Source organism: Bdellovibrio sp. HCB290 (assembly GCF_047305925.1).
Lineage (GTDB): Bacteria > Bdellovibrionota > Bdellovibrionia > Bdellovibrionales > Bdellovibrionaceae > Bdellovibrio.
In genome coordinates this window covers 1,864,014-1,878,031 of record NZ_CP178620.1, presented here as the reverse complement: position 1 = coordinate 1,878,031, position 14,018 = coordinate 1,864,014, and the positions used below count along the sequence as shown (strand labels likewise).

Sequence of the window (14,018 nt, the reverse complement as noted above, 5' to 3'; positions counted from 1 at the left end):
ACTTAAAAAGGTCCTTTGACGGACCCCTTAAAGGCACAGGGGCTTCTCGTTTCCGAGGAGCCCGCTGTGGATTTTCTTGTTTGTCGATTTCGTGATTAAAAGTCATGTGACTTCTAGCGTACGCCGCCGTTGATCACTGTTCCATCCGTCGTTCCACCTTCTGATGGAGGAGGTTCAGGAAGTACGATCACCGGTGGAGTACATACTCCGTTGACGATCGTATTCGGAGCGTCACACGTCGGAGTCTCTGGATTCGGTTCCGGAGTTTCGATCACAGATCCTGGAGGAGTACAAACACCGTTGACTAGTGTATTTGGAGCCACACACGTCGTTGGATTTGTAGGTTCTGGTCCTGGAGCCGGAGTTTCATACTCTGGATCTTTTTTGTCTTTCTTCTTGTCTTTTTTCAACAACAGAAGACCAGCAAGTAGAAGCGTCAAGCCCACACCGACACCGATATAAAGGGCTTTCTTTTTACACCAGCTCCACTCAGAGCATTCTTCTTCTTTAGCTACTTTTTCACCAGCACCAGCAACACCGACAGCTGCCACGCACTCTTTTTTGATATCTTCACCAATTTGTTGAGACTGAGAATCCGTTGGAGGCGCATTCGTAGATTCACAAACACACTGTCCATTTGCATTCATTTTTGTGCCCGGAGTTTCCTTAGCACAGTTGTCCTCTTTGATTGGCGGAGGAGCGATTGTAATTGGTGGACCCTGGTCAACCAATGCAGCAAGGCCGAAGTAACGATCTCTCAAAGCATCACAAGCCTGAGCTTGGTCACCTTTAATATCTGAACGAGTAACCCATGAAGCTTTGTCTTCAGGCGTTTTAACCGTACCACTTGTACAGAACTCAGCTGCATTGGAATAATGCTGTCTTAGACCATCAGTATAGTTATCAAGAGCATCCAAGCAAGACTGAGATACTGTCGATTCACCATTCAACTTACAAAGTGAACCGTCTTTACCCTTTGCAGCCACGATAGATTGGATAATTTTTTCTTTACCTGCTGTCGACAACGGAGCTCTTTCATTACATTGACGAGTCGCTGTTTTCACAGACTTCGTAATACAATGAGGTGTGCCGTTGTTATCTTCAAAACCGAAGATCATTGGATTACATGGCAAACCACCCGAATTAGCACAAGACTCAACTTTCGCTTTAATTGTCTCATTAAATGGAAGCTCACGAGCTTTTGCAATCAAAGTATCACGACCCATATCAGCACGAGCACAAGAGTTTTGATGATATGAAGCAATCCAACCGGAAGCCACACAAGGCCCCGTCGCTGCATTTACATCTGGAATCATCAAGCTCCATACATATTGAACTGGATCCTGATGATTCAGAATCTCGTTCATCGCACCTTTTTTACCACCAGAAGTAAACACTTTATCCGCTACTTCAGATGCAGCTCTCATGCGAAGCAAATAATCCACTTGCGCACGAAGAGTTGGAAGTTTCGCGATCTCGCGACCTTTTAGGAATCTTTTTTGAGTTGTGAATTTGGAAGTCTTCACGGTTTTCGCAGTATTCACAACCGGAACCTGCAATGATTTTTTGATCATTGGGTCTTTGGCAAGCTTAGCCACGATTGGATCAAGGTTTTTATATCTGCGAACGTCTTTTTCAGACAAATACACAGAGTTGACCTTAACAAAACGGTCTTCGTCACCAGTGAAAGTCAATGTCATCGTCTTGCCGTCGCTGGACAACAAGTTCAAACGAATTTGCTCTTTACCATCCGGTCCCTTAAAGCTTGTCGCTTCAACAGTAGGCATTGGTTGATCACCATTGATGCGCACCCATTGATCCATTTGATTTTGCGATTGCTTGGGGAAAACGTGACGAACACGTTGCCAGAATTGGCCGACAGTTTGTTTTTGAGTGGAGATTTTCGTCTCTTTCAAAAACTGGTTAACCAATTGCTTTTGATTTGCCGCTGCTGCACCTTGTGCTACCGGCGCCATACAAAATGTAAATATGGATGCACTGGCTGCAAGTGTTTTGATGGCTGACATCGGCTTCAATTTCAATCTCATAACGACCTCATAGTTGTGGTTCTTTTCGGTACATCACGGTAATTACTTAACAAGAACCTGAGGTTGCTCGACCTAGATCCTTGTGCCAAAATGATTCACGCTTTGTATTATGTTATGGGATATCCTCAGATTCTCGAAGAATTCCTTCGATTACTGGACTATTTTTGACATAAAAAAAAGCTCCCATGGGGAGCTTCTTAGGGAACCTATTGTTCCACATCTTCAGCTGGTGGATTCGGGTCCTGAGGTGGCGGAACCGGATATGGTGTTTGCGGCGGCGCACTCATTTTGCAGATTTCAACCGTCGTACCTTTACCAGTCATCATATAAAGTTGTTCAATCTCCAGATTCGTCACCGCAATACAACCCGAGGTCCAGTTGTAAAATGGATGGACTGCAGTCACCAAGGCATTCTTCGTTGGGTCATTTGGGAACCCATGAATCATAATATCGCCGCCAGCTGATTTACCTTTGGACTTTGCATAGGCGCGATCCGCTTTATTGGGGTAACTAATATGGAGTCCACGGTAAAACAAGCTCTCCGGATTCTTGGAGTCAATCGTGTATGTGCCTTCTGGCGTTTTGTTATCGCCCTCGAACTGCTTGTGCCCATAAGGCGCTCCACCAAATGCCACATCATAGATTTTCAGAACAACATCTGAGCGCAAAGCATAGAGTTTTTTGCGATCTTTGGAGATCACGATGCGATCGACCTTGGTGCCATCAATAAAGAAATTTTTGAATTGCTCTGAATTCAAACGAGGCAGGTGATCCAATCTCGTAATATCGTCGCAATAAGAGTCTGATGCTGAATGGGCTAAACCGCCAGAAACTGTAACTAGAATAGAAACCAGGATAGACAGTGTTTTCATGGGGGCCGTTATAGCCCACCCAAAGCTTAAAACAAAGGATTGCTTCGGATATTTCTCTTTTATAATTTAAAAGGGCCCCAACATGTGGAGCCCTCGTGAACCATTTCCTTTTTTCAGGGAAATTACCGAGTAAATACACTGGAGGAGCAGGATTGGATGCAGCTTTCCTGAGCCAATACCACCCGTTTATCCATACAAGCTGATGTACCCTTGTGGCGAATCACCGACAAAGTACCCAAGTTCGGTGTGTAGTTTTTCGCATTAATCTTCGCTAGGCATGCATAGTAAGCATACTTTTGCAGGCCCGCCTTCATCTTTTCACTGGTCGGTAGATAGTCTTTAGCCACAGAGTGATTGATTCCCACGCCCTCTTTACTTGGGGAGCTTTGCGCCACCGAGAAGTCAAAGTCCTCTGATGTGATTTTACTGCAGTCACTAGTCGTTCTGGCATTGGCGATACCAAATGGATCGGCACCCACCTTATCGACCAACAAGACGTGACCTGGAACTGCCACGATATCACCCGCCTTCAAACTCATATCTGGGGTCACCGTGATTTTGCTTAAACAAGTCAGTCCATTTTTCGCAGGCTCCACAAATGCCGTGGATCCCCATGCCCAGGAATCCGATCCTTTCAAGGCACGACCTTCTTTTACACGTAAACCCACGGTGGCCATTGATGAATATACATAAGCAGAGCAATCAATACCCAGAACACTGGTACCGCTGCCGCTGTTTTTAAAGAAATTAATGGGAGAACTTGAGGCTGTTGTTGCGTAAGGCTTGCCACCGTAATCATAGATCAGCGGATTCTGGCGTACGTTAAAGCAGCTCGAAGGATAATTGGATTCTTCTTTTAAATAGGGATGCGTCGTCTGAACTTTTGAAAGACTGGCGATCATGCGCTTGTTACCAACACCGTCAGAGTGCTTGCCCGTAATGGCAATACCTTGAATATCGCCAACACTGTCATCCAAAGCTGGGATCTTCACACTGTTACATGACTGGTAAGCTGTCGCTAAAGCCCAACGCTCACCAAATACCGCCAAAGGCACTCCGGCAGCAACGGCTTGCTTTTTGTGATACTCAAAATCTGAATTAACTTCAATCTCTGGAGTTGTAGGCTGAACCGGATCAGTTCCAGATGCATTATTTGAACCTGAACCCGTACCTGAATCTTCGGGGCAGTTCAAATCCATAGCTCTGACTGTTGTTGAAAGCTGATTGAAATTCGCGCGCACGCGATCCTGCATATAGTTACGAAAAGTTGTCGAGCGATCACCCACATCAATCGCTGAAAGTAAAATCAGTAATTGGTCAGAGTTTTCCACACGCTCGCCTTGCGGTGCTTCTGCCAGCAAGGAGTCCACCAAACCATCCAGATCCTTTTGAACCTGAGCCGTTTGTGCGGCCGTCATACGCGGATTCTTTTTGGATAGTTTATCCACGTGGATTTTCATCGCGGACTTCAACTCTTCCGCAGTGGGAATTGTTTTTTGTTCGATTAAATAACTTTTTAAACCGTCGTAGAGTTTTTCTTCCAGCTTTTGATCTTTACAAGCAATGTCTGAAACGGTCTGAGATGCCATATCATCAATAGCAACAGGAAGTTGTTGCCCACAAGCAGCTAAAAAAACGGATGCGCTTAAGGATAATACTAAGTTTCTCATGTGAAACTTATCGGTTTATCGACGCAGCTGCCTAACCGTTTTCGACAAAAAATTTTCCCTCGACTAGACTAAAAATTAGTCACTATACTAATGGTTAACGACGGTGGGGAATGCATGGCAGAGAAGTTCATCAAAATTCAGGTACTGTACGACATTCTTCAACTGGAAGGCTTCATTCTGATTGGATGTTTGCTCGCAATTTCCTGGCTGTTTTATAAATTCTTTTTAAAAGAAGTGAGTGAAGAGCGACACAAAAGTATCCGCAATCACTTCCGTATTTTGATTCGCCATTTTGTTATTCTGAGCTTTTTGTTTGTGCTGTTTATTTTTATGCAAAGTTCTGAAGCTCAGCTAGCAAGCTTCAACCGTTTCACACCGTACTTTGCGTTGTTAACATTTATCTGGGCCAACATCGTATTTGTTAAAACCACGCGCCTGATGGTGCTTCAGTACCTTTTTCTAGGTTCGATGAAGCACGGTGTACCGTTGCTCCTTGTAAATATTTTTTCACTGCTCATGTCCATCGTCCTTCTGTTCTGGGGCATCAATCGCATCTTTGGATTGGAGTTGGGGCCATTGCTGGCAACTTCGGCGGCGGCTTCCGTTATTCTGGGTTTGGCATTGCAAGACACCTTGGGCAATCTTTTTGCGGGGATTTCATTGCAGCTGGATCGCAATTTTGAAATTGGCGATTGGCTGGAAATCACCAGTGGTATTCAGAAAGCCACCGGACAGGTGAAGGAGATCTCTTGGAGATCGACCACTCTGGTGGGCTTTTCTGACGAGATCATCACCTTCTCGAATCGTTTTATGGCGAATGCGCAGATTTCTAACTTCTCCCCGCCAGACAACCCTATTTTGCGTCGTCAGATTTTCCGCCTGGCTTACGGCGAGAATATCGAATTGGCCAAACAGATTCTGGAAAAGATCGTGGCCGGCATTGGCGAGGTGCGTGGCATTCCGGCCCCTTGGGCCTATGTGTCTGATGCCAATGATAATTGGGTGGAACTGAAAATTATTTACTTTATCGACCACTATAGCTCCCAATACAGCATTGGAGATAAGGTTTATACGCGGGGTATTGCAGAACTGACGTCGGCGGGTATTAAATTAGCTCGACAAGTCATCGAGATTTCGACTAAAAATACCCCCGATGACATCTCTAAACTTTGAGCACCCGCTCGCAATTAAAATTCGCAAGCAAATCGTTCAGGCCTTGAACGATTTCAACATGATCGAAGACGGCGACAAACTGATGGTTTGCGTTTCTGGCGGTAAGGATTCCAGTGTTTTACTGGCACTTCTGACAGAAATTCAACGCCGCTCTGAGCGCAGTTTCCAGGTGGAAGCTGCGATTCTGGATCAAAAACAACCGGGCTTCGACTCTTCAAAGTTTGAAGCTTGGGTGGCATCGATCGGTGTCAAACTTCACGTTATTGAAAAAGACACCTACTCGATCGTTAAAGAGAAAATCAAAGGCAATACTTATTGCTCTTTATGTTCTCGTCTTCGTCGTGCGGTTCTTTATGACTACGCCCACAATTTGGGATTCTCTAAAATGGCCCTGGGTCATCACCGTGATGACGTTGTTCACACGGCGCTGTTGAATTTGTTTTATGTGGGCACGACCGCTGCAATGCCAGCAAAACTACGCTCTGATGACGGTCGTAATATTTTGATTCGTCCTTTGGCTTATGTGTCTGAGCGCGATATCGAAGAACTTGCCGCAGCCTGGGCCTTCCCAGTAATCCCCTGCAACCTTTGCGGCTCCCAGGACGGCCTAAAGCGCGTGCGCATCAAGAAACTGGTGCGTGATTTGGAAAAAGAAATTCCCAACATCTACGCGTCCATCCAAACGGCAATGGGCAATGTGAAACCCAGCCAAATGATGGACCATGAGTTGTGGGATTTTAAAGGCCTTAAGCCATCGCCTTCTGAACCGCAGGACGCTCCGAAATCTTCTGAGCCCACTGCTTAACCTTCGGGGCCTCAGAAAACATCTCTGGGGCCATTTGCAGCTTCGCTGCGATCCAAGGGTAGGTCGTCATATCGGCAATCGTATAGTGACTACCCGCCAGGTATTCTGACTTTTCCAAAGCCAACTCCAAAACACCAATGATACGGCGGCTTTCTTTTTCGAAGCGTTCAACAAATGCCGGCACTTGGGGATTCATTGAGTTCTTACCGTAATAAAGATTCCCGAAATTAGGGCCCACACCTGACATTTGAAACATCATCCACTGCATCGCAGATGTGCGCTCCTGCAAATTAGAACCGAAGAATTTCCCATTATATTTTTCAGAGAGATAATAAAGAATCGCCGCACTCTCGAAAACCGGCAAATCCCCTTTGGGAGTGTGATCAACGATCACGGGAATGCGCCCGTTGGGATTCATCGCCAAAAACTCGGGCTTTTTTTGCTCCCCTGATTTTAGATCAATAATATGTTTGAGATAGGGAACCCCCAGCTCTTCAAGCATGATCGCGACTTTATGGCCATTAGGTGTTGCTGCTGTATAAAAATCTATCATCTTGCCCCCAAGGATAAATTGAATATCCGACCCCCGCCAAAGGCAACATCAAGTTTCCTGGATAACAAAATTGAGCCCCGTTCATGCTATTTACAGGTCTTAAGCAAATAGTACGATTTGAGGTTGGTTTGCATCTTGCTGAATAAAGCATAGCAATAAAAAAAGGAGTATTTATGAAGATGAGAGGTTTTGTAGCTACATTTCTATTGGTTCTATCCGTATCCACGGCTTTTGCTGGAACAACGAACACGTGGCTGAGTGATGGCGATTCTTATCAGTGGCTGAGTGATGGAAATTGTCATATTTGGAGCGATAGTGATACTGACCGCGGCATCGTTTCTGATAAGTTTTGCGGCGGAAACACTTATCAACGCCTCAGCGATGGCAAATGTCATGAATGGTCCGGCGGCAATGCCGATCGCGGTATCGTTGCAGACGGTCTTTGCCAATAGTATACATCCCCCAAGACATTTGAACCAAATGTAAGCAAAAAGGCACTGATTGAACTCAGTGCCTTTTTGCTTTAGGCTTTAAGCATCGGAGGATTTATGAATCTAACTCTTTGGGTGTTACAAATCCTATTAGCAATACACACCGGCATCGGCGCACTTTGGAAATTCTCACACTCGCCAGCTGAAACAATGCCGTCCCTGGTCTTAATTGAACCTTCGATTTGGATCGCATTAGCTGTCGTTGAAATTCTTTGCGCCCTGGCTTTAGTAATACCGGCAATGACCAAACGCTACACTCAGTTTGTGCCGATTGCCGCAGGCATTATCGGTCTGGAGATGCTGACGTTTTGCTTGTTGCATTTCTTTTCAGGGGACAATTCAATGCAACCGATTATTTATTGGCTGGTTACAGCAGCGATTTGTGCCTTCATCGTCTACGGTCGCATGGTGCGCAGACCTTAGTTGAAAACAATAGACCAGGGTCCAGCTTAAAGACAGTTGTTCAAGTAGCCGATATATAGAGAGATGAAGTCAGTCTTGAGTTCGTTTCTTTTGATATTTTTAATCAGCTCTGTTTCCCTAGCTACCTCCCATGAAGCATGTTCAGAGAACGCTGGTAATTCGGCATTATTTATCATCGACATGCAATCATTCTTCAAAGAGCGCACGGGAACTCATAAAAAGCCAGAAAATCAAATCAAGCTGGAAGAGCTTCACAAACAGCAACTTCTTGCGATTGCCAAGGCTCGCGAAAGTGGCATCTCGATTGTCTTTATCGAGTATTTATTGGGACCAGAGTCAGGATCCACCGACTATCGTTTAAAAGATGCTGTGCGTGGCTACACAAACACCCGTACTTTTCAAAAGACCTCGGACGGAATGTTTCATGACTATAACACCTTTAGGGACCAACTGATTTCTTATATAAAACAAAACAACATCGGAACTTTGTTAGTCATGGGCGCCAATGGCGGTTCCTGCGTTGAAGCCAGTATTTTACAAGGGCTCAATCGTGGCTGCAGAGTTGTCGCCTACAACAAAGGAATTGCAGATTTCAATTATCGCGACTTCGTTTATCCTTATGCTGGCTTGCTGGGGCAAAGTATGGAACCATTTTGCAAAGACCAATGTGATTTTAAAGAAACCTCTTCAATCGACTTTTTTGAAAATCAAATGCGTTTTACCAGAGGCTCTACAAAGACAAGCCCACAACGATCACAACCTGCAACACGATAAGGAAGAAGTAAAAATGAATACCTGGATCTTCGCTTTATCCCTGATCACTACCCCGGCAATCGCCGCTCAAGTAAATGACATAAAAGTATTGGAAGTTAAACATCACCCGGAAAGCCTGGAGTTAAAACTGGGCACCAAACACAACGGCAAGAGCACACACTTCACGGTGGATATTCCAAAGACTGATCCGGAAAATTTTGAAAAGATGTCAGCAGTTATTCAAAAGTTGTCACAAGGTGACGCTTACACTTTGAACTTGGACATCCCAAGCTTTTCAGCCTTCCCGTCAGGCAGCTACTATAAAAGCCCTGGAATTAAATTTCTTGGAAGCGACGGAAAGCCGGCGTTAAAACAAAAAACTGCGCCGAAGAAATAAGAAGAAATTTGGTGCGAATAACTGGACTTGAACCAGTGACCTCTTCCATGTCAAGGAAGCGCGCTACCAACTACGCTATATCCGCACATAATTGGAAAGATAAATCTATCTGCTGCCCCGGGGTTCCGCAAGAAATGGCTCAGCGCAACACCGGGATCCTTGTTAGATTGTCGTCCATTTTATACAACGAACTCTGTGATTCTTCCCAAAACTAGGACCATAAGAACCACCTTTTGAAAAGCGATAGACCACCGGCAAGCCATCCCCGACAGCAAAGAGTCTGGACTTCGTCCACACGAACTTCTCGGAATGCTTCTTGGTGGTCAGATGATCCAGTTCCTCTTTGGCCGGCACAGCCCATTTCTCGAAGACTTTGTCATCGCAAGCCACTGACGTATTCGTGACCTCGCAGGGAGATTTTAACTTGTCACAATACTTATCTGCCTTTTCATAGGGCATCTCTGAAGCGGACAGCGGTGACATCATTAGTACATATTTGATGGATGCAAAAGACTTATTCGCGGCAAACAAAACCAGAAACAAAACGGCAAACCTCATCGGACCTCCAATCAGCAAAACTAATCTGGAGATCCCACGGGAGTCATATCGAAAGATTTTATGGGAGGTATCTTGTTATTCTTATCGAACAACAACGCTCTTTAGAATAGAGCGTTGTTTGGTGTTCTTGGGAATGGAATTACGTCGCGGATGTTCGTCATGCCTGTCACGTACATAAGCATACGTTCAAAGCCCAAGCCGTATCCAGCGTGTGGAAAGCTGCCGTATCTGCGAAGATCTGTATAGAAGGAATAGTCTTCAAGATGAAGGCCATGACCCGTCATACGGGATTCAAGGATTTCCAGATTGTCTTCACGTTGCGAGCCGCCGATGATTTCGCCGATTCCAGGCGCCAACAGGTCCATCGCACGAACTGTCTTACCATCCGCATTCAGTTTCATGTAGAACGCTTTGATTTCTTTTGGATAGTCCGTCACGAAAACCGGACGTTTGAAATGCTCTTCAGCCAGGAATCTTTCATGCTCGGATTGCATGTCGATACCCCACTCCACCGCGAATTCAAACTTCTTACCTGATTTTTTCAGAATGTCGATCGCCTCAGTGTAAGTCACGCGCGCAAAATTATTGTTCAATACGTTGTTCAACTTATCGAACAGACCTTTTTCGATGAACTGATTGAAGAATTCCATTTCTTCCGGACATTGCTCCATCACATAGCGGATGATGTACTTGATCATGTCTTCAGCCAATTCCATATTTGCAGACAAATCCGCAAATGCGATTTCAGGCTCGATCATCCAGAACTCAGCCGCATGGCGGGAAGTATTTGAGTTCTCTGCACGGAATGTGGGACCAAAAGTATAAATATCACGGAAAGCCGCACAGAACGTTTCACCGTTCAACTGACCTGACACCGTCAGATTCGTTTCTTTGCCGAAAAAATCTTTGGAAGTATCAATTTTACCATCTGCTGTTTTCGGCGGGTTATCCAGCTTCAACGTCGTTACACGGAACATTTCGCCCGCACCTTCGGCGTCAGAACCCGTGATGATGGGCGTATTCACATATACGAAGTTTTGATCCTGGAAGAACTTATGAATGGCATAGGCCAACACAGAACGCACGCGGAAGACCGCAGAGAATGTATTACCACGAGGTCTCAAGTGAGCGATCTCGCGCAGGTACTCGAAGCTGTGACGTTTGTTTTGCAAAGGGTATTCTGCAGAGGCTTTTTGAATCACTTCAACCTTTGAAGCCAAAACTTCAAAGGACTGACCTGCACCCTGGGATTTTACAACCTTACCAGTGACGATGATGGAGCTTGCGATAGAAAGCTTGGCCAACTCTTCAAAGTTTGCAAGTTTGTCGTCGAAAACAACCTGAACACCTTTAAAGAAAGAACCATCATTCAACTCAATAAAGCCAAAATTCTTTTGGTCACGGATCTTACGAACCCAACCAGACATTTGGATTTCTTTATCCAGGTGTTTTTCAGTTTCTCTATAAAGTGATTTAACCAGAGTTGTTTGCATAGATAGCCCTTTCACAGACTCTCTATGATTATGTATTTTTCGCTATAAAATCAATATTTTAATCGCGAGCCAGGATATTCCAATCCGCCAGGTTGTAACGCCCCAAAATCTCCTGAAGATGAGTGTTCTTTCGGGATTGCACAAACCACTCACTCAAACCATCCCCAAGAAGGTGGACTTGAGGGTTTTTCTTTAATCCCACCAGAACCAAAAAGCTGAAACCAGTGATTGAGGTCGGATGAAGGGTAAACTGCCCCTTATCCCGCACCAGATAATACCTAAGAACATTATAGTCCCCTAGAGCCACATCCATGCGTTTTTGTGCCACAATGCGGAACATTCTCTCCACAACGTCAGATCCCGACAACTTATTGATCTTTTGCCCAGAAAACTCATTTTCAATGCGACCATCTTGAAAGCCGAAATCCGAATAAATAATCTTCTGATTCGCCAAAGACTGTGGATCAAAAATTTGCGGCGCTTTCTTTGCTTTTGGCAGCAGGGCTCCCGTATAGTTTACGCCTAACTGAGGCCCTACTATCAAAATGTCATCCATATAACGCACCAGATACTCCGGGGCGATAATGTAGTCGAGTTTCCTATTCTGCAATCCCTGTTTTAAGCGCGATGGTGTCACGTTCTCAAGACGCAGTTCGACGCCCAGACTTCTGGAAACCTCGCCCAATATTTCAAACAAATACCCTGTCCAAACACCGGGAGACTTTTCACATATATAGGGACACAATGGTGTCGTGCCAATCCGAATGATACGCTTTTGATTTCGATCAAACTCTTCGCGTGGCAAAATACTTGGAGCCGGTCGGTCTACTTTTTTTGAAGTCTGAAGCTTCGGAATCCCCATCCAGCCAGGATAATCTGCAATATTCTTTTTCGTGATTGGAAATGTATTCACTCTTATTTTTCGATCAACAGGACTTCCACTAAGTACCTTCACCAAAGCTCGCGCAGTCTCCCGCCCCAATTCTCCGCAGAATTGCGCAGAATTTATAACTGTCAGGCGACCTTGCCGAATATTTTCGACAGATTCGGGATCGCCATCAAAGGTGACATGACGAATTTCAGTTCTTTTCTTAGCAAAAAGCTCTTTAACAACTTCCAGACCACCACCGTCATTAACGGTCAGAACCACATCAACACTGCCTTTACCAGGAAAGTCCTTAAGAAACTTTTTAACCGCTAGCTTTCCCGACTCAGGATCCACTGCCTGGTAAACACCAACAACATCAAACTTGGCATTTTGTTCCCGCAAAGAATCAAAAAAACCATCAACCCTCTCGGTTGTGGAAGACACCGCCGGATATTCAAAAACCGCTATTTTGATTCTTTGTTCCGGCTTAAATAAAGACGTTATGAATTGGCCGTTGTCCTGACCCGCGTGATAGTTGGCACTGGTCAGGAAAGCCGTCAATTCTCCATTCACAATGTATTGATCATAGGCGATAACCGGAATCTTTAGTGCGTTAGCCTCTTCAAGGCCCGCTGCCAAAGCTGAATTGTCTGTCGGCTGGATCACGATAGCATCAGGCTTATCCTTTAACACCTGCTGCATTTGCGTCGCCTGATTTTCAATTCCTTTTCGGCCTTCTCCAGCTACATAGGGAACCAGAGTGACAGAGTTTTTGCCTTTGTTTTCGGTGTTGAATTTTTGAATCTGTTCTTCAAGGCCCTTGCGCATAGCTACCTGGCCTTCGATTTTCATACTCCAATAAAGAACAGCAACCTTCCAGTCTTTCGCAAATGAGACTGAAGAAAACAAACTAATAAGGCAAAGCGCAAAAATAGTTTTCACGCCTTAATCTTATCCTGATTCAATTTGTAAATACAGAAATTAATAGAGCTCGATGCGGTCGTTTTCTTTGAAGCCGGAGCCGCTATGGATTATTGCAATTGCGCCATCAGTTCCGAAGTAGGAGATAACTTCAAGAGTTCCCTTAAGGCGTCCTGGAGCACGACCAATATGCGTCCCACTCTCGGGGTCATAAATATCATCACCCTCTTCAATGACCTTCAAAAGGTCACCCATTTCCAGGCCAGAGATTTTGCCAACATTCAAATAAATGCGATCACCCTGTATTGCCGCAATTCTTCCTTCCCAGGAAATTTTCTCCAGCGCTGTTAGAACCTGTGGGGAAAAATCCAAAAAGGCATCTTTAACAATGACTTCAATCATGTCCGGATTATTTTGCAAAAACTTGTCAGACTCTACGCGCTCGCCAACACGCACACCCTGGTCTTTTAAGGTCACCGTTTTAATAGTGTTAAAAATTTCCTGACCACCACGAGCGGTGACAACGCGCACTTGCGCCACGACTTCGAAACCCGTCGTCAACTGTCGAACTACACCGACATTATCCGCGCTTCTTTTTACACGAACGTCCAACACACGCCCTTCCAGGACGGCATTGACCCCCAGAGCATTGGCAGCTTTGGCCACTTCAGCCAACTTATAACCACCAGCGGGGTCCATCATTTTTGTTAAATCCAGATTTAATTCACGACTATCCAAAGCGATCAATTCGCCGGAACGATTTAGATCAGCAATAAATGCCGTGCGCGCACGATCGCGAACACTTTGCGGGCGTTTTTCAGATGAATCCAAAAACGGCAAAATCATCAGGCGTTTTCTTGGTGCGGAATCGTTCTTGAAGGAAACTTGATTCTCATCACGAACATCGCGTTGCGGTCCTCCGGACCGATTTACAGTCATACATCCCACCATGGACATCACAACTGTCAAAGCCAAAAGCAATCTCACCAGAGC

General features: G+C 45.1%; 14 protein-coding genes and 1 tRNA gene. 6 read left to right on the top strand and 9 right to left on the bottom strand.

All coding sequences use genetic code 11. The annotated features are described in order from the left end of the window. Nucleotides 1-113: 113 nt before the first annotated feature. From ACLVWU_RS09300 to ACLVWU_RS09290, 3 genes are all read right to left on the bottom strand, one after another. Nucleotides 114-2,048: a hypothetical protein gene (locus tag ACLVWU_RS09300; RefSeq protein WP_413578714.1), complete on the bottom strand. Its 1,935-nt coding sequence runs from the start codon at nucleotides 2,046-2,048 to the stop codon at nucleotides 114-116. A 206-nt stretch (nucleotides 2,049-2,254) separates the two neighbouring features. Further along, nucleotides 2,255-2,920, bottom strand: a complete 666-nt coding sequence (locus ACLVWU_RS09295; RefSeq protein ID WP_413578713.1) for a L,D-transpeptidase family protein — start codon at nucleotides 2,918-2,920, stop codon at nucleotides 2,255-2,257. Nucleotides 2,921-3,042: 122 nt separating this feature from the next. Next, a complete protein-coding gene (locus ACLVWU_RS09290) occupies nucleotides 3,043-4,590 on the bottom strand; it encodes a hypothetical protein (protein WP_413578711.1) in 1,548 nt (515 codons plus the stop codon). 114 nt (nucleotides 4,591-4,704) lie between these two features. Here ACLVWU_RS09290 and ACLVWU_RS09285 point away from each other — a divergent pair, with 114 nt between their 5' ends. Together ACLVWU_RS09285 and ttcA are read left to right on the top strand one after the other, a co-directional pair. Beyond that, nucleotides 4,705-5,763 (top strand): mechanosensitive ion channel family protein, encoded by a 1,059-nt coding sequence (locus tag ACLVWU_RS09285; protein WP_413578709.1) that lies wholly within the window; start codon nucleotides 4,705-4,707, stop codon nucleotides 5,761-5,763. Continuing rightward, nucleotides 5,744-6,568 (top strand): tRNA 2-thiocytidine(32) synthetase TtcA, encoded by an 825-nt coding sequence (gene ttcA / locus ACLVWU_RS09280; RefSeq protein ID WP_413578708.1) that lies wholly within the window; start codon nucleotides 5,744-5,746, stop codon nucleotides 6,566-6,568. The genes ACLVWU_RS09285 and ttcA overlap by 20 nt, the downstream gene beginning before the upstream one ends. Here ttcA and ACLVWU_RS09275 read toward each other — a convergent pair. Then, the gene (locus ACLVWU_RS09275) at nucleotides 6,510-7,121 is read right to left on the bottom strand and encodes a glutathione S-transferase family protein (RefSeq protein WP_413578706.1); all 612 of its coding nucleotides are present in this window, start codon (nucleotides 7,119-7,121) and stop codon (nucleotides 6,510-6,512) included. The two genes, ttcA and ACLVWU_RS09275, sit on opposite strands and share 59 nt — an antisense overlap. Nucleotides 7,122-7,294: 173 nt before the next feature. Here ACLVWU_RS09275 and ACLVWU_RS09270 point away from each other — a divergent pair, with 173 nt between their 5' ends. The 4 genes from ACLVWU_RS09270 (at nucleotide 7,295) to ACLVWU_RS09255 (ending at nucleotide 9,185) form a co-directional block, all read left to right on the top strand. Then, on the top strand, nucleotides 7,295-7,573 hold the full coding sequence (locus tag ACLVWU_RS09270; RefSeq protein ID WP_413578705.1) for a hypothetical protein: 279 nt from the start codon (nucleotides 7,295-7,297) through the stop codon (nucleotides 7,571-7,573). Nucleotides 7,574-7,669: 96 nt separating this feature from the next. Continuing rightward, nucleotides 7,670-8,035 carry a DoxX family protein gene (locus ACLVWU_RS09265; protein WP_413578704.1) on the top strand — a complete coding sequence of 122 codons (366 nt, stop codon included), beginning with the start codon at nucleotides 7,670-7,672 and terminating at the stop codon, nucleotides 8,033-8,035. Between the two features lie 75 nt (nucleotides 8,036-8,110). Further along, the gene (locus ACLVWU_RS09260; RefSeq protein WP_413578703.1) at nucleotides 8,111-8,809 is read left to right on the top strand and encodes an isochorismatase family protein; all 699 of its coding nucleotides are present in this window, start codon (nucleotides 8,111-8,113) and stop codon (nucleotides 8,807-8,809) included. A gap of 13 nt (nucleotides 8,810-8,822) precedes the next feature. Continuing rightward, nucleotides 8,823-9,185 carry a hypothetical protein gene (locus ACLVWU_RS09255; RefSeq protein WP_413578702.1) on the top strand — a complete coding sequence of 121 codons (363 nt, stop codon included), beginning with the start codon at nucleotides 8,823-8,825 and terminating at the stop codon, nucleotides 9,183-9,185. Between the two features lie 9 nt (nucleotides 9,186-9,194). Here ACLVWU_RS09255 and ACLVWU_RS09250 read toward each other — a convergent pair. The 5 genes from ACLVWU_RS09250 to ACLVWU_RS09230 form a co-directional block, all read right to left on the bottom strand. Continuing rightward, nucleotides 9,195-9,270 (bottom strand) — tRNA-Val (locus ACLVWU_RS09250). A gap of 77 nt (nucleotides 9,271-9,347) precedes the next feature. Next, a complete protein-coding gene (locus ACLVWU_RS09245; protein WP_413578701.1) occupies nucleotides 9,348-9,743 on the bottom strand; it encodes a hypothetical protein in 396 nt (131 codons plus the stop codon). Nucleotides 9,744-9,844: 101 nt separating this feature from the next. Beyond that, nucleotides 9,845-11,236 carry an asparagine--tRNA ligase gene (gene asnS, locus ACLVWU_RS09240; protein ID WP_413578700.1) on the bottom strand — a complete coding sequence of 464 codons (1,392 nt, stop codon included), beginning with the start codon at nucleotides 11,234-11,236 and terminating at the stop codon, nucleotides 9,845-9,847. Between the two features lie 58 nt (nucleotides 11,237-11,294). Beyond that, nucleotides 11,295-13,046, bottom strand: a complete 1,752-nt coding sequence (locus ACLVWU_RS09235) for a substrate-binding domain-containing protein (RefSeq protein WP_413578699.1) — start codon at nucleotides 13,044-13,046, stop codon at nucleotides 11,295-11,297. Between the two features lie 39 nt (nucleotides 13,047-13,085). Then, nucleotides 13,086-14,012, bottom strand: a complete 927-nt coding sequence (locus tag ACLVWU_RS09230) for a hypothetical protein (protein ID WP_413578697.1) — start codon at nucleotides 14,010-14,012, stop codon at nucleotides 13,086-13,088. Nucleotides 14,013-14,018: the final 6 nt, after the last annotated feature.

Excerpts from the sequence above, each read along its gene's own strand:
- ACLVWU_RS09300 (WP_413578714.1), bottom strand. The coding sequence starts at position 2,048 with ATGAGATTGAAATTGAAGCCGATGTCAGCCATCAAAACACTTGCAGCC.
- ACLVWU_RS09295 (WP_413578713.1), bottom strand. The coding sequence starts at position 2,920 with ATGAAAACACTGTCTATCCTGGTTTCTATTCTAGTTACAGTTTCTGGC.
- ACLVWU_RS09290 (WP_413578711.1), bottom strand. The coding sequence starts at position 4,590 with ATGAGAAACTTAGTATTATCCTTAAGCGCATCCGTTTTTTTAGCTGCT.
- ACLVWU_RS09285 (WP_413578709.1), top strand. The coding sequence starts at position 4,705 with ATGGCAGAGAAGTTCATCAAAATTCAGGTACTGTACGACATTCTTCAA.
- ttcA (WP_413578708.1), top strand. The coding sequence starts at position 5,744 with ATGACATCTCTAAACTTTGAGCACCCGCTCGCAATTAAAATTCGCAAG.
- ACLVWU_RS09275 (WP_413578706.1), bottom strand. The coding sequence starts at position 7,121 with ATGATAGATTTTTATACAGCAGCAACACCTAATGGCCATAAAGTCGCG.
- ACLVWU_RS09270 (WP_413578705.1), top strand. The coding sequence starts at position 7,295 with ATGAAGATGAGAGGTTTTGTAGCTACATTTCTATTGGTTCTATCCGTA.
- ACLVWU_RS09265 (WP_413578704.1), top strand. The coding sequence starts at position 7,670 with ATGAATCTAACTCTTTGGGTGTTACAAATCCTATTAGCAATACACACC.
- ACLVWU_RS09255 (WP_413578702.1), top strand. The coding sequence starts at position 8,823 with ATGAATACCTGGATCTTCGCTTTATCCCTGATCACTACCCCGGCAATC.
- ACLVWU_RS09245 (WP_413578701.1), bottom strand. The coding sequence starts at position 9,743 with ATGAGGTTTGCCGTTTTGTTTCTGGTTTTGTTTGCCGCGAATAAGTCT.
- asnS (WP_413578700.1), bottom strand. The coding sequence starts at position 11,236 with ATGCAAACAACTCTGGTTAAATCACTTTATAGAGAAACTGAAAAACAC.